This window comes from Aeromonas sp. R5-1, from assembly GCF_040908265.1.
In the GTDB taxonomy this organism is placed as follows: Bacteria; Pseudomonadota; Gammaproteobacteria; order Enterobacterales; family Aeromonadaceae; genus Aeromonas; species Aeromonas caviae.
Map to the genome: position 1 here is coordinate 1 of NZ_JBFODJ010000093.1, position 19,658 is coordinate 19,658.

Annotated in this window: 16 protein-coding genes; 6 read left to right on the plus strand and 10 right to left on the minus strand. The window is 63.6% G+C overall.

Annotation, left to right across the window (positions count from 1 at the left end; genetic code table 11):
* Nucleotides 1-51: 51 nt before the first annotated feature.
* From AB5Y64_RS12630 to aguA, 3 genes are all read right to left on the minus strand, one after another.
* Nucleotides 52-1,092 (minus strand): IS481-like element ISAs19 family transposase, encoded by a 1,041-nt coding sequence (locus tag AB5Y64_RS12630; RefSeq protein WP_042017433.1) that lies wholly within the window; start codon nucleotides 1,090-1,092, stop codon nucleotides 52-54.
* 205 nt (nucleotides 1,093-1,297) lie between these two features.
* Nucleotides 1,298-3,001, minus strand: coding sequence for an amidase (locus tag AB5Y64_RS12635; RefSeq protein WP_368203926.1), 1,704 nt, complete (start codon nucleotides 2,999-3,001; stop codon nucleotides 1,298-1,300).
* Between the two features lie 279 nt (nucleotides 3,002-3,280).
* Complete coding sequence (gene aguA, locus AB5Y64_RS12640) at nucleotides 3,281-4,378, minus strand: agmatine deiminase (RefSeq protein WP_319911428.1); 1,098 nt, start codon at nucleotides 4,376-4,378, stop codon at nucleotides 3,281-3,283.
* Nucleotides 4,379-4,522: 144 nt separating this feature from the next.
* On the opposite strand from aguA, the gene AB5Y64_RS12645 reads away from it, so the two are divergent.
* Both AB5Y64_RS12645 and AB5Y64_RS12650 read left to right on the plus strand, forming a co-directional pair.
* Nucleotides 4,523-5,434: a LysR family transcriptional regulator gene (locus AB5Y64_RS12645; protein WP_041211051.1), complete on the plus strand. Its 912-nt coding sequence runs from the start codon at nucleotides 4,523-4,525 to the stop codon at nucleotides 5,432-5,434.
* Between the two features lie 506 nt (nucleotides 5,435-5,940).
* Nucleotides 5,941-6,276 carry an endonuclease domain-containing protein gene (locus tag AB5Y64_RS12650; protein WP_041211050.1) on the plus strand — a complete coding sequence of 112 codons (336 nt, stop codon included), beginning with the start codon at nucleotides 5,941-5,943 and terminating at the stop codon, nucleotides 6,274-6,276.
* A gap of 145 nt (nucleotides 6,277-6,421) precedes the next feature.
* On the opposite strand, the gene AB5Y64_RS12655 is transcribed toward AB5Y64_RS12650, so the two are convergent.
* Entirely contained in the window at nucleotides 6,422-6,988 is a 567-nt protein-coding gene (locus tag AB5Y64_RS12655; RefSeq protein ID WP_010672924.1) for a TetR/AcrR family transcriptional regulator, read from the minus strand.
* A 167-nt stretch (nucleotides 6,989-7,155) separates the two neighbouring features.
* On the opposite strand from AB5Y64_RS12655, the gene AB5Y64_RS12660 reads away from it, so the two are divergent.
* Together AB5Y64_RS12660 and AB5Y64_RS12665 are read left to right on the plus strand one after the other, a co-directional pair.
* Nucleotides 7,156-8,193, plus strand: a complete 1,038-nt coding sequence (locus AB5Y64_RS12660; protein ID WP_171865565.1) for an alkene reductase — start codon at nucleotides 7,156-7,158, stop codon at nucleotides 8,191-8,193.
* 192 nt (nucleotides 8,194-8,385) lie between these two features.
* On the plus strand, nucleotides 8,386-9,297 hold the full coding sequence (locus AB5Y64_RS12665) for a MarR family transcriptional regulator (protein ID WP_042864394.1): 912 nt from the start codon (nucleotides 8,386-8,388) through the stop codon (nucleotides 9,295-9,297).
* Between the two features lie 56 nt (nucleotides 9,298-9,353).
* On the opposite strand, the gene AB5Y64_RS12670 is transcribed toward AB5Y64_RS12665, so the two are convergent.
* From AB5Y64_RS12670 to AB5Y64_RS12685, 4 genes are all read right to left on the minus strand, one after another.
* Nucleotides 9,354-10,298: a bile acid:sodium symporter family protein gene (locus AB5Y64_RS12670; RefSeq protein WP_113069659.1), complete on the minus strand. Its 945-nt coding sequence runs from the start codon at nucleotides 10,296-10,298 to the stop codon at nucleotides 9,354-9,356.
* 103 nt (nucleotides 10,299-10,401) lie between these two features.
* Nucleotides 10,402-10,740: a nuclear transport factor 2 family protein gene (locus AB5Y64_RS12675; RefSeq protein WP_104451827.1), complete on the minus strand. Its 339-nt coding sequence runs from the start codon at nucleotides 10,738-10,740 to the stop codon at nucleotides 10,402-10,404.
* Nucleotides 10,741-10,908: 168 nt separating this feature from the next.
* Nucleotides 10,909-12,498 carry a peptide chain release factor 3 gene (gene prfC, locus AB5Y64_RS12680; protein ID WP_089503670.1) on the minus strand — a complete coding sequence of 530 codons (1,590 nt, stop codon included), beginning with the start codon at nucleotides 12,496-12,498 and terminating at the stop codon, nucleotides 10,909-10,911.
* Nucleotides 12,499-12,741: 243 nt separating this feature from the next.
* Nucleotides 12,742-14,604 carry a diguanylate cyclase gene (locus AB5Y64_RS12685; protein ID WP_043155378.1) on the minus strand — a complete coding sequence of 621 codons (1,863 nt, stop codon included), beginning with the start codon at nucleotides 14,602-14,604 and terminating at the stop codon, nucleotides 12,742-12,744.
* A gap of 195 nt (nucleotides 14,605-14,799) precedes the next feature.
* Between AB5Y64_RS12685 and AB5Y64_RS12690 the strand changes: the two genes are divergently transcribed.
* Nucleotides 14,800-15,804 (plus strand): sensor domain-containing diguanylate cyclase, encoded by a 1,005-nt coding sequence (locus AB5Y64_RS12690; RefSeq protein WP_039039409.1) that lies wholly within the window; start codon nucleotides 14,800-14,802, stop codon nucleotides 15,802-15,804.
* Between the two features lie 12 nt (nucleotides 15,805-15,816).
* On the opposite strand, the gene viaA is transcribed toward AB5Y64_RS12690, so the two are convergent.
* Nucleotides 15,817-17,271: an ATPase RavA stimulator ViaA gene (gene viaA / locus AB5Y64_RS12695; protein ID WP_043155380.1), complete on the minus strand. Its 1,455-nt coding sequence runs from the start codon at nucleotides 17,269-17,271 to the stop codon at nucleotides 15,817-15,819.
* Nucleotides 17,272-17,366: 95 nt separating this feature from the next.
* Entirely contained in the window at nucleotides 17,367-18,980 is a 1,614-nt protein-coding gene (locus AB5Y64_RS12700) for an ATPase RavA domain-containing protein (RefSeq protein ID WP_368203929.1), read from the minus strand.
* A gap of 216 nt (nucleotides 18,981-19,196) precedes the next feature.
* On the opposite strand from AB5Y64_RS12700, the gene AB5Y64_RS12705 reads away from it, so the two are divergent.
* Nucleotides 19,197-19,634, plus strand: a complete 438-nt coding sequence (locus AB5Y64_RS12705; RefSeq protein WP_049635924.1) for a DNA polymerase III subunit psi — start codon at nucleotides 19,197-19,199, stop codon at nucleotides 19,632-19,634.
* Nucleotides 19,635-19,658 lie beyond the last annotated feature (24 nt).

Consider the following 19,658-nt stretch of genomic DNA (forward strand, 5'->3'; position numbering starts at 1 on the left):
TCTGTACAGATCTAGTTATCACCTGACACCGGCCTCAAACCGGTGTCTTGTTTACGCTACTTTAGTGCGCACTTCCTTCGGTATCAATTTCAGACCCTTTTTGAACATGCTGTAGGGAGTCTGTCCTTCCATCATCCTGCCTTGATGTGGCCGCTGGGTGTTGTAGTGATCCAGATAGCTGTCCAGGTCTGTCTGCATCTGCTCTACCGACTCATACCAGGTTGTCCTCCCCTTGATACGGAAGTGTTCATCCAGCAGGGTGCGATGTAGCCGCTCGATAAAGCCGTTGCTCTGCGGCCTGCGTACCTTGGTGGTCCGGTGCTCAATCCCCTCCAGTTGCAGGAACAGCTCGTAGGGATGATGGTCAGGGCGGCCGCAGAACTCGCGCCCGTTGTCCGACAGGATGGTATAGACCCGCGCCTCATGGGCTTCGAAGAACGGCAATACCGTTTCATTGAGCACATGAACCGAGGTCACCGGCAGCTTGCTGGTGTAGAGCCGTCCCCAGGCGTGGCGGCTGTAGCAGTCCAGTACGGTTTGCAGATACACCTTGCCCACCCCCTTGAGTGCGCCGACGAAGAAGGTGTCGACCGCCACCAGTTCCCCGGTGTAGTGGACCTCAATCTGGCGTTCGCGAAACTCGGGGCTGAAGCGTTCTAACAGGCGAATCTGCTCGTCATTGAGCTCAATGGTCTGCTCCCGGTGGGTTTTCTCGAGGCGCAACAAGCGGTCGTGTTTGGAGAGCAAGTCGTGACGTTGCCACACGCCACGCACACCACCCGCACTGACATTGATGCCTTGCAGAGCCAGTTCTTGGGCGACCCGCAGCGGGCCATGAGTTGGTCTGGTGAGGGAGTAATCGAGGATGGCCTGTTCAATCTCAGGAGCGACCCGATTGGGATGAGCCCCTTTACACCCGGGCAATTTGTCGAGCAATCCCTCGGCGCCATAGGTCTGGTAGTTACGGCGAATTTCGTAGAACTGCTGACGGCTGTAGCCGATGAGCTTGCAGGCTTTGCTGACATTATTGAGCTCTTTGGCGAGCTCTAGCAGGCTGAGTTTGCGACGTGCTACTTTCTCGTTGGTGGTCATACGGTGACTCCGGATAACACGGTAGGGGTACCGTTTTGTTATCCGGTTTGAAGCCGTATGACCACTCCCTTTTGTGGGCAACTGTCAGGTGAATACCATCTCCATACAAACAGTCATATTAAAGCAAATAAAACCCACCCGTATAACGGGTGGGTTTTATTTCATTGTCACCAGACTAACCCTAGCTATTTAATACCAAAAACAATCACCCCAACGGCGGCGTCCGCGGCGGCACCATACGCTTGCTGCCGGTGGACTCGAAGGCCGAGGCGACGCGCAGCAGGTTGTTGTCGTCATAGGCGCGACCGGCGAAGGTCAGGCCCACCGGCATACCGATATCGGTCATGACGCCCATGGGGACGGTGACGGTCGGCACGCCGAGGTGGCGAATAGCGAGGTTGCCGTTGGCAACCCAGATGCCGTTGCTCCAGGCGATATCGGCGGAGGCCGGATTCACGTCCGCGTCAGCCGGGGCGACGTCGGCGACGGTCGGGAACAGCACGGCGTCGAGCTTGAGCCCGTCCATCCACTCTTCCAGATCCAGCTTGCGGGTCTTCTCCAGACCACGCAGGCCGTCCGGCACAGAGGCAATCTCGTCGAAACGCTTGAGACCGCGCTTGGCCATCTTGACGTACTCGTCCATGCCCGCCGCCAGATCGCCCTCGCGGTTCGGCAGGGTGCCCGGATCGTGGGGGAAGATCTTCGGCCCATCGACATCTTCAAGTTTGTTCAACTTGGGATCGCCGTTGGCGCGCAGGAAGTCGTCAAATGCCCAGCCGGAGAGCTCCCACAGCTCGTCATTGAGAAACTCCGGGCTCACGATGCCGCGATTGAACACGGTCGGCGCGCCGGGTCTGTCCCCTTCGCAGTTGGAGACCAGCGGGAAGTCCACTTCGATGACTTCTGCGCCCGCGGCTTCCAGCGCCTTGCGCGCCTCTTCCCAGAGGGCAATCACGGACGGACGGGTATGGATGCGCTGACCGGTCGGGCCGCCGATGCCGGGATTGTCGCTGGTGCCCGCCAGTTCATCCTTGTTGATAAACATGCGCGGCACGCCGAGGCGCTTGCCCTTGAGGGCATCGGCCTTGGCAGCCAGTTCCAGATAGGAAGCCGGACGCACTTCGGAGGCCTTGGGCAGTTGTACCCAGGGCTGCATGCGCCAGAGATCACCACGAGTCTCGGCATCGTCGGCGACCACCACATCCAGCACTTCCAGCAGATCGGCCATGGTGCGGGCGTAGGGCACCACCACGTCCATGGTCGGGGTCAGGGGCCAGTTGCCGCGCACCGAAATCACGCCCCGGGACGGGGTGTAGGCACACAGACCGTTGTTGGACGCAGGGCCCCGGCCGCTCGACCAGGTCTCTTCGGCGAGACCAAAGGCGGCGAAGCTCGCGGCGGTGGCAGTACCGGCCCCGTTGGAGGAGCCGGAGGCAAAGGGCGCGGTCAGGTAGTCGGCGTTGTAGGGGCTCTCGGCGCGGCCATAGACGCCGCGCTGCATGCCGCCATTGGCCATGGGGGGCATATTGGTCTTGCCAAGGCAGATGGCACCGGCGGCGCGCAGGCGCTCAACGGTAAAGGCATCGCGCTGGGCCACCAGATCCTTGAAGGCCGGGCTGCCGGAGGCGGCGGTCAGCCCCTTGACCAGATAGCTGTCCTTGGCGGTGTAGGGGATGCCGTCGAGCGGCCCCAGGGTTTCCCCACGGGCGCGGCGCTCATCAGAATCTTGCGCCTCTTTCAGGGCATCGGGGTTGGGCACCACGACGGCATTGAGGCGGGTTGCTGTCTCGGGGCCGTCATAGGCGGCGATCCGGGCCTGATAGGCCTCGACCAGTTCGACCGCGGTGGTGCGGCCTGATTCGAGCGCGGCACGCAGCTCGGCAATGGAAACCTCGGTCACTTCGATCATGGGGATCTCCTGTAAAAGGGTGACTGTTTGTCATGATGATCGCCGCATCGGCGCCTGCGACCATCACATTATCAAGAGATAAAACCCCACGGCGTGGGGTTTTGAATACCAACCTCAGCTGGCGTAAGCCGGTTTACGACCCGTCGCGAGAGGCCGGAAGCTCAGTGAAGAGCAGCGCAGGAACCGGAGTGTATGTGAATACATGAGCCGTTTGTTCCACATAAGCGAGCTGCACATGAGCCTTGATCACGGCTTCGCAGCAGGATCGTCATCCGGTTCTTATTTGCCGGAGGGGATCTGCTGGGTAATGCAGTGGATATTGCCACCGCCCAGCAGGATCTCGCGGGCCGGTACGCCGACCACGGTGTGATCCGGGAAGATCTCTTCCAGAATGCGCTGGGCTTCGCCGTCGGTGGCGGCATCCAGCAGCGGGTAGACGATGCGATCGTTGGTAATGAGGAAGTTCACATAGGAACCGGCCAGACGGCCTTCTGCCTCGCGCGGCACACCGCTGCCGCTCTCGACGCCGGCAGACTCCTCTTCGGTGCAGAACAGCGGGCCCGGCTGGGGCAGCTTCCACACTTTCAGCTTGCGACCCTTGGCGTCGACCGCCGCTTCCAGCACCTTGAGGGCGGCCAGGGAGCGGGCGTACTGGGGATCGTTCTCGTCATCGGTCCAGTGCAGGGCCACTTCACCTGGGCGCACGAAGCAGCACATATTGTCGATGTGGCCGTCGGTTTCGTCCATGTAGACGCCTTCGTCCAGCCAGATAAAGCTGGTGACGCCCAGATAGTCGCGCAGGTGAGCTTCGATCTGCTCTTTGGTCAGGTGCGGGTTGCGGTTTTCGTTGAGCAGGCACTCGGCGGTGGTCAGGCAGGTGCCTTCGCCATCCACATGGATGGAGCCCCCTTCCAGAATGAGCGGTGCATCGTAACGATCCATGCCGTGCTGTTCCAGCATCCGGGCTGCGACCTCTTCATCCTGGTTCCACGGGTAGTAGAGACCCCCCTTGTGGCCGCCCCAGGCGTTGAAGCCCCAGTCCACCCCACGGCACTCGCCTGCGGCGTTGGTGACGATGGTGGGGCCAGTGTCGCGGGCCCAGCAGTCATCGCTGGCCATCTCGACCAGGGTAACGTGGGCAGGCATGATGCCACGGGCCTGCTCCATAAACTGGGCCGGCACCCCCATAAAGACCGGCGTCGCGCCACCGATGGCATCCGCCACCTTGGCGAAGGTGGCCTGGGCGAAGCGACCGGCTTCCCGCCAGTTGTCCGGGCGGAACGGCCAGATCATCCAGACGGCCTGTTGGTGAGCCCACTCGGCGGGCATGGTGAAGCCGTCGGCGGCCGGCGTGGAATTCATGGTCTTGATGCTCATCGCAAGGCTCCTTGCATGGATTGAGGCCCCCGATTTGCCTGGGAACCCTGAAAAATAAGAGTGGGTCGCAGTGTAAGAAGTTGCGCGCCCATCCATCAAATGAATAGGATTAATTGTCCCATAAACACGGCGAATAATCCCCCCATGAAACTGCACCAGCTCGACCTCAATCTGCTGCTCGCCTTTGACGCCCTGATGACGCAAGGGAGCGTGACCCGCGCCGCCGAATCGCTCTTTATCAGCCAGCCCGCCATGAGCCACTCCCTCGGCCGGTTGCGGGCCTTTCTCGGCGACCCGCTGCTGGTGCGCACGCCCCAGGGGATGTTGCCGACTCCCCGGGCCCAGCGGCTGCATCTGGGGGTGCAGCAGGCGCTGCGGCTGCTGGAGCAGCAACTCTGGGAGGAGGACGAGTTCGCGCCGCGCCAGTCGAAGCGCCGCTTCGTGCTCTGCACCACGGATTACGTGGAATGCGTGCTGATCCCGCCCCTTATCCAGCGCCTCAGGAAGCTGGCGCCGGGCGTCACCATCGAGATCCGCATCCTGCGCGATACCCTGCCCGAAGCCGAGCTGGCGAGCGGCGAAATCGACCTGGTGCTGGGGTTTGACGAGTACATGCAGGTGCCGGGGTATCTGGGCAAGGAGACCTGGCTCACCGAACCCCTGGCCGGGCTGGTGCGTGCCACCCTGGAGCTGGAGGAGGAGCGCATCACCCTCGAGCAGCTAATCGAGATGCCCCATGTGTTCCACTCGCCGCTCGGCACCTCGGAGGCGAGCCTCGACCGCTATTTGCAGAGCCTGGGCCATAGCCGCACCATCTCGGTCAACAGCCAGAGCTATATGTCCGCCGCCGCCATCGTGAGCCAGAGCGATCACCTGCTGGTGCTGCCCAGCATGGTGGCCGAGCTGCTCGCCAGCCACTGGCCGCTGAAAAGCCTGCCCCTGCCCGACGACGTGCCGGACTATCACCTCAACTGCGTCTGGCACCCGGTCCACGCCCAGCAACCGGCGTTGATCTGGTTGAAGGCGCTGATGAAGGATCTGGTCAGCCCCGCGTAAACCCGCAGCGTCTGGCATACCAAAGCAGCATGCGCGGCAGCCGGCCCAGGTGTGGCTCAAGCATCTGATGAAAAAGCTGGTGACTCCTGAATAACCCGACGGCGTGTGACTCCCCCCCTCATCCCCAACCCTTCTCCCGCAAGGGGAGAAGGGAGCGGATCTGCGCCACTGGCAGCATCGCAAACAACCTGTCTGCTAGGGCGAAATACATCCCACCAGCACATCGACCTATCGATTCATCAGTTCATCAGTTCATCAGTTCATCAGTTCATCAGTTCATCAGTTCATCAGTTCATCAGTTCATCAGTTCATCAGTTCATCAGTTCATCAGTTCAATGTCACACCACACCACGATGGCCCCGAGATGACCAACAAGATGACAACTGTTACTCGATCTGTCCCCTCTCCCTCTGGGAGAGGGCCAGGGTGAGGGGAAGCAACCCACTCAGTCACCAGACCGGGGAATGGCTATATCTAATAGGGTCAAATAGCTCTGGATAGGCACCATGAGAACCCATCCGTTTGCCAAGCGCATGAGGCGAGAAGCCACCCTTGCCGAACAGAAACTGTGGCTGCAATTGCGCGACCGCCGCCTGGCTGGGGTGAAATTCCGTCGCCAGATACCCATCGGGCCCTACATTGTCGATTTCATCTCTCTTGAGCAGAGGCTGATCATCGAGGTAGACGGGTCACAGCACAACGAACCGGCCGGACGGCAACATGATGGCGCAAGAACGGCCTACCTCAATCAGCAGGGCTTTCGGGTGATCCGGGTGTGGAATAACGATGTATTGAGTCGAATGGAGGCCGTACTGGAACTTCTTTTGCTCTCTTTGCGCTGAGCACGAGCCCTCCCCCTCATCCCCAGCCCTTCTCCCATTCTTTTGTAAATAAGTGGGAGAAGGGAGCAAACAACCCGGCGGCGTGTGGCATCCCCAGAAACAACAAAGGCTCCCGCGGGAGCCTTTGTTGTTTCCATCCTCGCCATCACGCCCGCAGGGCGCTCATCATCCGGGCGACGACACCGGCCAGCAGAGGGCGGTCGGGGTGACACTGGGCGAAGGTGACCAGTCCCTGGATATGGACCTGCAAGAAGGCGGTCAGGGTGGGGATGTCCCCCTCTTTTGCCAGCTCTCCCTGCGCCTTTGCCAGGGCCAGCTGCCCGGCCAGATCCTGTTCCAGCTCGCCGTAGATGGCCTTGAAGCGAAGGTGCAGCTCCTCGTCCTGCTCCGCCAGCTCCATCAGGGTGCGGGTCAGCAGGCAGGAGCCCTGCAGGGCATCGTCCACCACCTGCTCGAGGAAGGCGTGCAGCCCCGCCAGCGGGCTGGGCTGTGCCAGGCAGCGACGGCGCAGGGCTCCCTTCTCTGCCACATAGTGATCGACCGCCGCCAGCAGCAGGCCGCGCTTGTTGCCAAAGGCGGCATAGAGGCTGCCCGGGTGCAGGCCGGTTGCGGCCACCAGCTCCTGCATGGTGGTCTTGGCATAGCCTTTGGCGCGAAAGGCTTCCATGGCGTTTCGCAAGACGGCATCCCGATCGTATTCGGCGCTGCGCATGGGGTCTCCGGTGGCAAGGTCCCGCGGGACGGAAAAAACAGGGCGGCAAGTTTACCCCAGCCTCCCCCGTCAATCCATGTTGAATGCTTGCTCAAAAAATACTTGCACGCAAACCAAAAAACGTCTTGAATGCCCGTTCAAGAATCACTCCCTCAGGACAGACGATCATGAATACCCTGTTTCAGCCCTATCGCCTCAACGACACCCTCACCCTCGCGAACCGTTTCATGATGGCCCCCCTCACCCGCTGCATGGCGGGCCCGGGTCTGGTGCCCACCGAACAGATGGCCGCCTACTACGGCCGCCGCGCCGACATCGGCCTCATCATCTCCGAAGCCACCATCATCCGGCCGGACGGGCAGGGCTACCCCAATACCCCGGGGCTCTACAGCGCCGAACAGATCGCCGGCTGGAAGAAAGTGACCAGCGCCGTGCATGCCAACGGCGGCAAGATCTTCGCCCAGCTGTGGCACGTGGGCCGTCTCTCCCACCCCTTCTTCCACCACGCCGAAGTGCTGGCCCCCTCCGCCGTCGCCCATGAGGGCACGGTGCCGCGCATGCGTGAGCTGGTCTATCAAGTGCCGCGCGCCCTGACCGAGCGCGAAATCGCCCAACTGGTCGAGGATTACGCCCAGGCCGCCGCCAACGCCATCGAGGCGGGCTTTGACGGGGTGGAGATCCACGGTGCCAACGGCTACCTCATCGATCAGTTCCTGCACCACGCCAGCAACCTGCGCACCGACAACTACGGCGGCAGCCCCGAGAACATGAGCCGCTTCGCCCTCGAGGTAGTGGATGCCATCGCCGCCCGCATCGGCGGGGATCGCACCGGCCTTCGTCTCTCCCCCGGCGCCTATGTGCACCTGGAAGGGGATGCCCGGGATCGCGCCGTGTTCGACCACCTGCTGGCCGAGCTGAACCAGCGCAACCTGGCCTATCTGCACCTGGGTATCTTCGATGACAGCCTCACCTTCGACTACCTGGACGGCCGCGCCTCCGACTACCTGCGTGCCCGCTACGACGGCCACCTGGTGGGGGTCGGCAACTACAGCGCCGAGACCGCGCTCGAGGCCATCGAGGCGGACCGCTTCGACCTCGTCGCCATCGGTCGCCCCCTCATCGCCAACCCGGACTACCTCGCCAAGGTGAAGCAGGGAGAGGCTCTGACCCCCTATGCCGACACCATGCTGGCGGAACTGGTCTAACCCTCGCCGGCGCCTTGCCTGACCAAGGATGGGATCCGCGCCCCCGCGCGGGTTTCCAATGTTTGGGCCCTCTCCCGGGCCCTTTTTTCTGCCTGCCTTTCGCCCTTTTTCACGCAAATAGTTGTCATCAACAACCAAATGATGGTATTGGTTGCGCATAACAACCAAATACCATCACAAGGAGACAACCCCATGGATCCCCGCCCCCTGCGCGCCCTGTCGAGGGAACTGGTACGCGAACTCGGCATGCTCTCCCAGCAGTGCGGCTCGCTGGCCCTGAGCCCCCTGGAGGCCCACCTGCTCATCGAGCTGGAGAACGGTCCCGCCACCAACCAGCAGCTTGCCGAGCGCCTTCGCATCGACAAGTCCAACGCCAGCCGCCCCCTGGCCCGCCTCGCCGAGCGGGAGCTGATCGCCTGGCAACCCCACCCCTCGGACGGGCGCAGCAAGGAGGCGAGCCTCACCGAGCCGGGCAAGGCACAGCTTGAGGAGCTGCACCGGCAGATGGACGAGACCATGGCGGGGGCCCTGGCCCAACTCTCCCCCGCCGAGTGCGAGCAGATCTGGGAGGGCATGCGGCTCTATCGCAGCGCCCTCTCCCGCGCCCGCCGCCAGCAGGGGTTCGTCATCCGCCCCATCACCCCGGCCGACAATCCCCGGATCGCCGCCGTGGTGCGCGCCGTCTCCGCCGAATACGGCCTCACCGCCGACAAGGGGTACGGGGTGGCGGATCCCAACCTCGATTTTCTCCACGAGACCTATCAGGGGGAGCGCAGCCGCTACTGGGTGATTGAGGGACCGGACGGCGCCATTCTCGGCGGGGGTGGCATAGCGCCGCTGGCGGGAGCAGCGGATGTGTGCGAGCTGCAGAAGATGTACTTCCTGCCCGCCCTGCGAGGGCTGGGGCTGGGACGGCGGCTGGTGTTGCAGGCGCTGGCCGAGGCTCGCGCCCTGGGTTACCAGCGCTGCTATCTGGAGACCACCGCCGTGCTGCGGGAAGCCACCGCCCTCTATGAATCCCTGGGCTTCGAACACCTGCCGGGGCCCCTTGGCTGCACGGGCCACGACGCCTGCGAGATCTGCATGGTGCTGGCGCTCGACTAGCTCAAACAACAACAAGGGGCCCATGGCCCCTTATTGTTTCATCTTGCGCCCCCTGATCAGCCAGCGCGCTGCTCCAGGGTCCCAGCAGGCCGGGAAAGCGGTCGCTTGGCCCAGACCCCGGCCAGCAGAGAGCCGGACAGGTTGTGCCAGACCGAGAAGAGGGTGCCAGCCATGGCCGAGGCGGGAGTGAAGAATTTCATGGCCAGCGCCGTGGCGAGGCCAGAATTCTGCAACCCCACTTCGAAGGCCACGGTGCGGCAGATCCGCTCCTCAAAGCCCAGCCAGCGACTGACCCAGTAGCCCGCCACAATGCCGATGCCGTTGTGCAGGATCACCGCCAGCGCCACGATGGGGCCGATGCTGGCGAACTGCCCTGCGTTGAGGGCGACCACGATGGCGATGATCATGACGATGGCGGCCATGGAGACGAGCGGCAGCACGGGCTCGATACGTGCCGTCAGGGAGTGGAGGAAGACATTGGCAACCACCCCGAACACCACAGGGATCAGCACTATCTTCACCAGGCTCAGCAGCATGTCCAGCACCGGCACGTCGACGCTCTTGCCAGCCAGCAGCTGCACCAGCAGGGGGGTGACGAGGACCCCGAGCAGGGTGGAGAGAGCTGTCATGGTGATGGAGAGAGCCACATCGCCCTTGGCCAGATAGCACATCACGTTGGAAGAGGTGCCACCGGCGACGCTGCCCACCAGCACCATTCCCACGGTCAACTCGGCATCAAAGCCCAGCAACAGGCTGACCAGCAGAGCGGCCAGCGGCATCACGCTGAACTGCAATACCAGCCCGAGGCCGATGGCCTTCTTGTTGCGCACCACGTCGAGGAAGTTCTGGGGTTTGAGGGTCAGCCCCATGGCCAGCATGATGATGGTCAGCAGCGGCACTATCTGGCCCTTGAGGCCGACGAAGGGCTCGGGCTGCCAGTAGGCCAGCAGGGAAAACAGCAGGGCCCAAAGCGGGAAGAGGTGGGTGATGCGTCCAAGCATGGTGTACTCCTTGTTATTGTCCAGACGCGGGCAGACCAGGGGATGCCCGCAGGGAACTTTCTCTTATACCAGCTTTGTCGCCGGCAGGCCCGTGTCGCGGCGCTCAGGAAGGGAAATAGAACCAGGCGGTCTGGATAAGACCCTCCTTCACCTCGAACACCGCCACGCTCTCGATGGGCTCAAGGGAGAGGCCATGGATCAGCTCGTGATCAAACACCTTGTTGCCCAAGACGGTGCGTGACAGCAGCTCGGCCTTGAGCAGCGGGTTGTTGAATCTGTGCTCCGCATAGAAGGCCCGCAGCGCCCCCTTGCCGACTGTGCTCGGCGTCTCGGTCGGCATGCGATAGCCTTTGAAATCCGGGGCAAAGCAGGCCACGAAGGCATCGAGATCGTGGGCATTGTAGGCGGCAAACTGCGCCTCTACGGGTTGGGTGACGGACATGTCTCTCTCCATGGGTGAAATTTAAATCACTTATCCTTGATTTTTATTCATTCATCAAGCCCCGGATGGGGATCGCCGCCCCTTCCAATGACACGCCCCATAACAAAAAACCCCGCCGAAGCGGGGTCTCTCTGGTCATCAGCCACCCGCTGGGTGCGGGCAGGGTGATCAGTGTTCGCGGGTCTGGCGGAAGTGAACGTCCGGGTGACGCTCCTGGGCCAGGCGCAGGTTGACCATGGTCGGCGCGATGTAGGTGAGGTTGTCACCACCATCGAGGGCCAGGTTGACCTCATTCTTGCGCTTGAACTCTTCGAACTTCTTGACGTCGGTCCCTTCCACCCAGCGGGCGGTGGCGACGTTGACCGCCTCGTAGATGGCCTCGACGTTGTACTCGCTCTTCAGACGAGAAACCACTACGTCGAACTGCAGCACACCGACCGCACCGACGATGAGATCGTTGCTGATGAGCGGACGGAACACCTGCACCGCCCCCTCTTCGGAGAGCTGCACCAGCCCCTTGAGCAGCTGCTTCTGCTTGAGGGGGTCACGCAGGCGGATGCGGCGGAACAGTTCCGGCGCGAAGTTCGGGATGCCGGTGAACTTGAGATCTTCACCCTGGGTGAAGGTGTCGCCGATCTGGATGGTGCCGTGGTTGTGCAGACCGATGATGTCGCCAGCACAGGCCTCGACCGCCTGTTCACGGTCACCGGCCATGAAGGTGACGGCGTCGGAGATGTTCACGTCCTTGCCGATGCGCACGTGGCGCATCTTCATGCCCTTGGAGTAGGTGCCTGACACGATGCGCATGAAGGCGATACGGTCGCGGTGTTTCGGGTCCATGTTCGCCTGGATCTTGAACACGAAGCCGGAGAACTTCTCCTCGGTCGCCACCACTTCGCGGCTCTCGGCCTTGCGCGGCATGGGGGCTGGCGCCCAGTCGGTCAGGCCGTCCAGCATGTGGTCGACACCGAAGTTGCCGAGGGCGGTCCCGAAGAAGACCGGGGTCATCTCGCCGGCGATGAAGGCGTCGTGATCGAACTCGGGAGAGGCGCCCTGCACCAGCTCCAGCTCGCCACGCAGCTGGGCCGCCAGATCGTCGCCGATGGCGGCGTCCAGCTCGGGGTTGTTCAACCCCTTGACCACCCGCTTCTCCTGGATGGTGTGGCCCTGACCGCTCTGATACAGGTAGGTCTCGTCCTTGTAGAGGTGGTAGACCCCCTTGAAGGATTTGCCACAGCCGATGGGCCAGGTGATGGGGGCGCACATGATGTTGAGCTCGCGCTCCACCTCGTCCATGACCTCCATCGGATCGCGCACTTCGCGGTCCAGCTTGTTCATGAAGGTGAGGATGGGGGTGTCACGCAGACGGGTCACTTCCATCAGCTTGCGGGTCCGGTCTTCAACACCCTTGGCGGCGTCGATGACCATCAGGCAGCAGTCGACCGCCGTGAGAGTACGGTAGGTATCTTCGGAGAAGTCCTCGTGACCCGGGGTATCGAGCAGGTTGACCAGGCAGTCGGCGTAGGGGAACTGCATCACGGAAGTGGTGATGGAGATACCGCGCTGCTTCTCCATCTCCATCCAGTCGGATTTGGCGTGCTGGCCCGAGCCACGGCCCTTGACGGTACCGGCGCGCTGAATGGCCTGTCCGAACAGCAGGACCTTTTCGGTGATGGTGGTTTTACCCGCATCCGGGTGCGAGATGATCGCAAAAGTGCGTCTCTTGGAGACTTCACTCAGAAATTCAGCTGACATAATTCGACGTTCTTCTATTGAGCGGCGGCCTGGAGCCACCGTGGGAAAAATGCGGGACAGCACCTTGGAATCAGGGCGCCCATGCAGACAACGACACCACGCGGGCGGGTCAGTGACCGCCGGTGGAGACAGGAGAAGCGCGTTGCATTACATGGGTCTGGCCCCGGATCAAAGCAAAATTGCGCGGCATTATACCCGCGCGAGTGAAAAATACCCAGCCCGCTATCACGGGGCCCGGGGTCGGCCTCACCGGGCCGTCATCACCCGGTTGCGCCCCGCCAGCTTGGCCTCGTACATGGCCTCGTCGGCCCGGCGTACCAGCTCGCCCAGGTTGTCATCCTCGGGTTTGTACTGGGCGCAGCCGATGCTGATGCGGATGGGGTGATCCGCAGGCACCCCCTCAATCTCGAGGCAGGCGACGGCGAGGCGGATCCGCTCCGCCACCTCGACGGCCTCGCCCAGAAGGGTATCCGGCAGCAGCACCAGAAACTCCTCGCCGCCGTTGCGCCCCACCCTGTCGAGGCTGCGCAACTGCTCCTCGATGCACTGGGCCACGGCGGTGAGCACCCTGTCCCCCACGTGGTGGCCCAGCTGGTCGTTCACCTTCTTGAAGTGATCCACATCCAGCAGCAGCACGCACAGGGGTTTGCCCTCCTCCCGCGCCTGGGTGAACCATTTGCGCCCCTTGGCCTGGATCTGGCGCCGGTTGTGGATGCCGGTCAGTTCGTCCGTCATGGCGAGGCGCTGCATCTTGCGGGTGCGCCCGCGCTGGTGCACCACCAGGGTACCCATCACCACCAGCAGCAGGGCCACCACCAGGTATTGCCAGTAGCGCCGCTCCTGCAACTGCTTGAGTTTCTCCGCCTGCAACTGCTGCTGGGACCTGAGGGTCTGGTTTTCCAGCTCCTTGCGGGCGAGATCGAACTCGAAACGCATCTGCAAGGAGCGCTGTTCCCGCAATCTGAGCTCGAGGGCCTGGCGGGTCTCGACATAGGTCTTGAGGCTGGTGAGGGCCGATTGGATATGCCCCTGACGCTCCAGCACCCGGGCCCGTGTCTCATGCACCCGGGCGAGGAAGCGCAGGTTCTGCTCCCGGGTAAAGATGGGCTCGGCCTCGTCCAGGTGCCGCAGCGCCTCGCCGGGTCGGTTCAGGGCCTCGAGGACCTCGGCCATGACGAGGTGCCAGTGGCCCAGGGTGACGCTGTCCGCCCCCTCCCCTTGATGAAGGGAGGCTGCCGCCTGATCGAGCTTGATCATGGCCTGGTCCGGCTTGCCCTGTTTCTGCAGGATGGTGGCCAGCTCGATTCGGCTCCAGGCCAGGACCCCTTCCTGGTTTGACCCCAGATAGTAACGCTCCGCTTCGGCCATCAGGGGCAGCGCCTTGTCGTACTCTTCGGTGTCGATGTAGAGGAGCCCCTGCTGGCTGTGAATGTCCACCAGGTACTCCTCGACCCCGAGCTGCCGGTAGTCGTGCTCCAGCTCCTTGAAATAGCTCTCGGCCCGCTCATAGAGCCCCATCCTGCGATAGGCATTGGCAATATTGGCGAGCACCTCGCGCCCCTTGGCCTCCAGCCCGAGCGCCTCGTAGCGCTGGTGGGCATCGATGAGATCCATCAGCCCCTCCGCCAGCTCCCCCTGGTAGGAGTACATCTCCCCCCGCAGGCTCAGGATGTCGGCACGCTGACGCTCATCCCCGAGTCGGCGAGCCAGGGTCAGGGCGGCGTCGTAATCCTCCCCGGCCCCGGCCATGTTGCCGAGCAGTTGCCGGTGATACCCGCGGCAGGCGAGCAACCCCACCTCGGTGACCCTGTCCTTGCGGGCACGGGCCTGCGCCAGCCCCTGCTCGGCAAACGCCACCGCGCGGCGAAACTCCTCGTCTCGTTCACTCGGCTGGGCCCAGCACTGCAGCCGGGCAAGGCGGCCCTGCACCTCGAGCGGATAGTGTGCCTGTTCGGCAGTCAGGGCGGCGACGCGCTCGCGAAACACCTGCACCGGCATCGTCGACTCTTCCAGTCGCTGCAACGCCAGTTGCAACTCGTCCCCAGCCAGTGGCGTCGCCTGGGCCAGGGCAACCCCCAGCAACAGACCACCTCCCATCAGGATCTTCATGCGGACATTTTCTCCTCTTCACTGGCCGGACGCCGCGCTCACCGCTGTCATCATATCCCCACAGACTCTGGGCGCACAGCCGCCAGAGGGTGAGAAAACTCCTCATATCGAACAAGAGCCTCCCCTATCCCCTTCTTTACAGAAGGAGAGAGTGCATCGACTATATATGCTTTCGAACAGGGGAAGGGATGAGGAATGACCTACGAGGAGCTGAGGGAGGCTTACGACAGGTTGTTGCTGGAGAACGAGCGTCTCAAACGCATCGCGGATGACGCGCGGGAGAAGCTGGACGCAGCCATGGATGGCACCGGCCTGTGCATCTGGCAGAACCATGTGCCCACCGGCAAACTCATCATCTTCAACCGGCGCTGGGGCTCCATGCTCGGTTACCAGCCCAAGGAGCTGTCGGCCCACTTCGACGTCTGGCGCGCCCACCTGCACCCGGAGGACAGGGAGCAGGTGCTGCAGGCCTTCTTCGACCATCTGGAGGGCAAGAGCCCGTTTTATCAGGCGATGCACCGCATGATCGCCAAGGATGGCAAGACCACTTGGGTGCTGGACCGGGGCCGGGTGGTGGAGCGGGATGATCAGGGCAACCCCGTCCGGGTGATGGGCACCCACATCGACATCACCCACGAGAAGGAGTACGAGCAGCAGCTCGCCCAGCTTGCCCACCGGGATCCCCTCACCGGCCTGTTCAACCGCACCGCGCTGCACCGCCACTTTCCCGGGGAGTACCAGGCCATCTGTTTCATCGATCTCGATGACTTCAAGCTGGTGAACGACAACCTGGGCCACCGGGCAGGTGACGAACTGCTGGTCTCCCTTGCCCAGCGCCTTCGCCACTGCTGCGGCGAGGAGGTACGGCTGGGACGCATCGGCGGGGACGAGTTCGTGCTGCTGCTGCCCTGGGCGTGCGACGATCCCCGCACCAGCCACCTCGCCCGCCAGTGCATCGATGCCATCGCCACCCCCTTCGAGCTGCCCAACGGGGACGCCTCGGTGGGACTGAGCATGGGGATTGCGGCCATCCGGCCCCAGGACGATTTCGGCGCAGCACTGGCCCGGGCGGATCAGGCCATGTACAGGGTCAAGCGCAGCGGCAAGCGGGGTTTTTACATTGCCCAGCCAAGCGGTCAGCCGCTGCTGGATCAGGAGCAGGTCAACGAACGGGGCCTCTACCACAGGCCCACGCTCTGAGCCTGAGCGCCCTCAATGGCGCTGCCAGCGCCGCAGCAGGCGTCCACGCAGGCCGCAATCGAGCAGCCAGCTGTTGTCGAACACCCGCAAAATGGCCGCCTTGGCGTGACGGGACATGGCGACCGCATGGAAGCGTGTCTGCTGCGCCCGTCGCCGGTTCATCCGCTCGAGCAGGGCGTGGGGCAGGTTCTGGGCGATGAAGTCGGAGATCACCAGCACGTCGGCCTTGGCAAAGGCGGGTTGTTCAAGCTGGGTCAGGGCCTGCTCCAGGCAGGGCACCAGATCGGTCCCCCCGTGAAAACTCATGGAGAGAAAGCGCTCCGCCTTCTCAAGCCCGGTGTCGGCGGTGATCTCCAGGGTCGCCACCTCGGTGGAGAAGAGCATCAGATAGCAGCCCCGCTTCTCCTCCATCGCCCCTTTGAGCAGGGCGAGAAACAGCGCCTTGGCACACTCCTCCGGATAGCCCCCCATGGAACCTGACGTATCGACGCAGACGATGAAAGGGCCACGCGGCTGCACCTCCTGCCCTCCCTGCTCGGGGGAGCGCAGCATCAGACGCTGGCGCGGCAGGGTGCCCCGCGACTGGTAGCTCAGCAGGCGCCGCTCCAGATAACGGCGATAGAACTCCAGCTCCAGCTCCGGCAGCGCCAGCATCACCGCCTCGCTCGGCAGGAGGCGCATCAGATCGCTGGCCGGGTGCACCCCCACCAGATCGTCGGGCACATCGTCACTTTGCACCTCCTCCAGCTCGTGCACAGGCACCGGCGGCAGCGTCCTGTCCTCGCTGCGCCGCTCCCGCTCGCTGCGCCCAAGCAGGGCGGCGATCTCCGCGAGCAAAGGCTCCTGCTGCAACATGCCGGCGTACTGCTTCACCAGCGCCAGGCTGCGCTTGTGCCAGCTCCCCTGGGCCAGATCCCAGAGCCCCCCGGCGGAGATCTGGTGCGGATCCAGGGCATCGGCCAGGGTCCGGTTGGCCAGCAGTTGATCCTCTATCTCCTGGCGCTGCTTCTCCCGCTCCGCCTCCGCTATCTGCTGCTGCAACTGCAACAGGCTGCCCACCAGGCTGGCGCGCCACTTCTCGATGAAGAGCTGGCGCAGTCCCTCGGTGGGCTGGGCCACTATCTGGCGCACCAGGCTGCGGGCATCCCCCGCGAAGGGGCTGTGCTGCTCAAGGGCTTCCAGCAAGGCGGGCAGGCGCCCCACCAGCTCCGGCAGGGGCAGTTGCCGGTGGGCCTGATAGAGCAGGTATTCCCGCTCGAGAGCCACCGGCACCGGCTTGTGGCGCATCTCCTCCCCAAGCTGTTCGCTCCAGGTCTGGATGCGCTTTCTGAGCAGCTTCCCCTGCAGGGGCGAGCGCTTGAGGAACTCGGAGATCTTGGGGGTGGAGGCAAGCAGCAGCGCCATCTCCCCCGCCAGTTCCCCCTCCCCCATGAGCAGCCCCAGGTCCATCATGCCGATCTCTAGCATGGGCCACCCCGGGCGTTGAGATGTGATGGAATATCATGCTGACGAAACATGTTTTTCATCCTGTTTATTTCACCAGCCCCACGTCAGGCGCGACGTCACACCTGTGTATCGAGAAGAGGCAGACGATCCCGCCACTGCTGCAGCTCGGCCCCCAGCCGCTCCAGGTCCCGGTTCAGCACGAAGAAGCTGTCCTCCACCTGACGCAGCCAGTTGTCCCCCACGAACAGATGGGGCTGGTGACGGTCGAACAGGTTGCGCTGGCCCTTGAGGTTTTGCAGCACCCGGTTCACCTGGCCCGTCAGGTCGTCCAGGGCCGACAGCCAGGGGGCCATCACCACCTCGGGGATGGGGGTGCGCTCCACCAGCATCAGGGGCACAGGCTGGCGCTGGATATCCAGCACGTGCAGCCGCAACTGCTCGTCCAGCACCAGCTCGTAGTGCCCCTCCTTGGGGTTGCCGAGGGGCCAGCCCACCAGCGCCTCCCCGGTGGGGTGCCAGTGAGAGAGCAGGGTGCGATCGAAGGTGAGGGTGCCGGTGAGGCGCTCGGGATCGCTGCCATCCAGGGGCGCCGGGGTGAGCAGCTGGAAGTGCACCAGCTTGCCGAACGGCCTGGCGTTGGCCAGCGGCAGTTCGGTGCCGCGGGCGCGGCGGCCGAACCACTGCTTGCGCTTGACCGCCTTGCAGCCGATGCGCAGGGCGACCGCCCCCTGCAACTGCTTGAACTGCTCGCGCAAGGAGAGCAGCTCCCGGGTCAGCGCCAGTTGCTGGTAGCCGTAGAGGCGGGAAAACTCGCCGATCATCTCCAGCAGCGCGGTGCGGGAAGCCTCGTCGTGCCAGAGGCAATCCTTGAACAGCAGCAGATCCAGGGGCGCCACCTCGTCGCGGCCATTGAAGAAGGCGCTCGCCTTGATGAGCCGCACCGCCTTCTTCCAGCGCCGATCCGAGACATAGCAGCCGTGCCCGAGCTGGCTGTCGAGCTGCTGGCGCAGCTGGTAGATGAGTTCGAAACAGGCGTCCGGCAGGCGCACCTGCTCGATGGCATCTTGCCAGGCGTCGTACTCTTCCCCCCGAATCTGCACCGAGGGGGTCAGGTTCTGATGGGATTGGCCATCGCTCGCCAGCATGGCCTGGAAGTTGGATTTCTCCTGCACCCTGTCCATCCAGACCCGCACCAGCATGCGGTCGTAGAGCGCCTCCAGCCCGCTGTCCGGGGCAGGCAGCTCGTTCGAGGCGGTGACCAGCAGCCGCATGGGAATGGGGTGCTGGCTGTCGCCGTTGCGAAACTGCCGCTCGTTGATGGCGGTGAGCAGGGTGTTGAGGATGGCGGGGCCCGCCTTCCAGATCTCGTCGAGGAAGACCACCTCGGCCTCCGGCAGGTAGCCGCTGGTCAACCGCAGGTACTTGCCATCCTCCTTGAGCGCCTGGATAGAGAGGGGGCCGAACACCTCCTCCGGCGTACTGAAACGGGTCATCAGGTATTCGAAATGGCGGGCATCCTGAAACGCCAGCTTGAGGCGCCGCGCGATCAGGCTCTTGGCGATGCCCGGGGGGCCCAGCAGAAAGACGCTCTCGCCACTCAGGGCCGCCAGCAGGCCGAGCCGCAGGGCATCCTGGCGCTCATACAGTCCCTCACCAAGGGCGGAAAGGAGCCGTGGCAGGCGCTCATGAATGGGGGTGGCACGAACAGTATTCTGGGCTAAAGGCGGCATAGGCACAGTTCCGAAGCTGATAGGTCATCCGTGGTGACGGGGTCCGGCCTCTGGCCCCGCCCCACTCTCATTGTCTGTCATCTCTGCCCCCGGGGAGGCGCTCGTTTGCCATCGCCACAGGGCGAAAAGCGCACGTCCGGGGTGCAGCAAATCCCGCGAGAGTGTACTCTGCGCATCATTATTTACCCCAACGCAGATCAAGAGTGAGCCTTCGCCATGCAAGATCCCCTGCTGGACCCGCTGCGCCAGCGCATCCTGGCCCGCATGGGCATCCCCCTCTGGCAACAAAGAGGCCGACTCCTGGCGGGAGGCACCAGCCCCGACGGCGCCGCACAGCCGGCAAACACGCCCGCCGACGAGGTGCTGGCCCCGCAGGAGACTGCCCCTCTGCCGACCGGCAAGCTCTGGCTGCTGGCAGAGACGCTGCCCGCGCCCTCCCTGCTCGGGGACATCTGCCGCTGGCTCGGCCTTGGCACGGACGAGGTCTCCCTGTTGTCCGAGATGCCTTCCCTACCCGCGGGGGCCACTTCGCCCCTGCTCTGGCTGACGGCGCCGGACCCTCGCTGGCCCGATGCCTTGGTCTGCCCGCTCAAGCCCGATGGGGCACACAAGCGCGCCCTCTGGCAGCAGTGCCGGCAGCGCCACACCCCTTGATGCTCACGACCATGGCACGGCCAT

Coding starts and splice junctions, on each gene's coding strand:
- AB5Y64_RS12630 (WP_042017433.1), bottom strand. CDS start 1,092: ATGACCACCAACGAGAAAGTAGCACGTCGCAAACTCAGCCTGCTAGAG.
- AB5Y64_RS12635 (WP_368203926.1), bottom strand. CDS start 3,001: ATGATCGAAGTGACCGAGGTTTCCATTGCCGAGCTGCGTGCCGCGCTC.
- aguA (WP_319911428.1), bottom strand. CDS start 4,378: ATGAGCATCAAGACCATGAATTCCACGCCGGCCGCCGACGGCTTCACC.
- AB5Y64_RS12645 (WP_041211051.1), top strand. CDS start 4,523: ATGAAACTGCACCAGCTCGACCTCAATCTGCTGCTCGCCTTTGACGCC.
- AB5Y64_RS12650 (WP_041211050.1), top strand. CDS start 5,941: ATGAGAACCCATCCGTTTGCCAAGCGCATGAGGCGAGAAGCCACCCTT.
- AB5Y64_RS12655 (WP_010672924.1), bottom strand. CDS start 6,988: ATGCGCAGCGCCGAATACGATCGGGATGCCGTCTTGCGAAACGCCATG.
- AB5Y64_RS12660 (WP_171865565.1), top strand. CDS start 7,156: ATGAATACCCTGTTTCAGCCCTATCGCCTCAACGACACCCTCACCCTC.
- AB5Y64_RS12665 (WP_042864394.1), top strand. CDS start 8,386: ATGGATCCCCGCCCCCTGCGCGCCCTGTCGAGGGAACTGGTACGCGAA.
- AB5Y64_RS12670 (WP_113069659.1), bottom strand. CDS start 10,298: ATGCTTGGACGCATCACCCACCTCTTCCCGCTTTGGGCCCTGCTGTTT.
- AB5Y64_RS12675 (WP_104451827.1), bottom strand. CDS start 10,740: ATGTCCGTCACCCAACCCGTAGAGGCGCAGTTTGCCGCCTACAATGCC.
- AB5Y64_RS12685 (WP_043155378.1), bottom strand. CDS start 14,604: ATGAAGATCCTGATGGGAGGTGGTCTGTTGCTGGGGGTTGCCCTGGCC.
- AB5Y64_RS12690 (WP_039039409.1), top strand. CDS start 14,800: ATGACCTACGAGGAGCTGAGGGAGGCTTACGACAGGTTGTTGCTGGAG.
- viaA (WP_043155380.1), bottom strand. CDS start 17,271: ATGCTAGAGATCGGCATGATGGACCTGGGGCTGCTCATGGGGGAGGGG.
- AB5Y64_RS12700 (WP_368203929.1), bottom strand. CDS start 18,980: ATGCCGCCTTTAGCCCAGAATACTGTTCGTGCCACCCCCATTCATGAG.
- AB5Y64_RS12705 (WP_049635924.1), top strand. CDS start 19,197: ATGCAAGATCCCCTGCTGGACCCGCTGCGCCAGCGCATCCTGGCCCGC.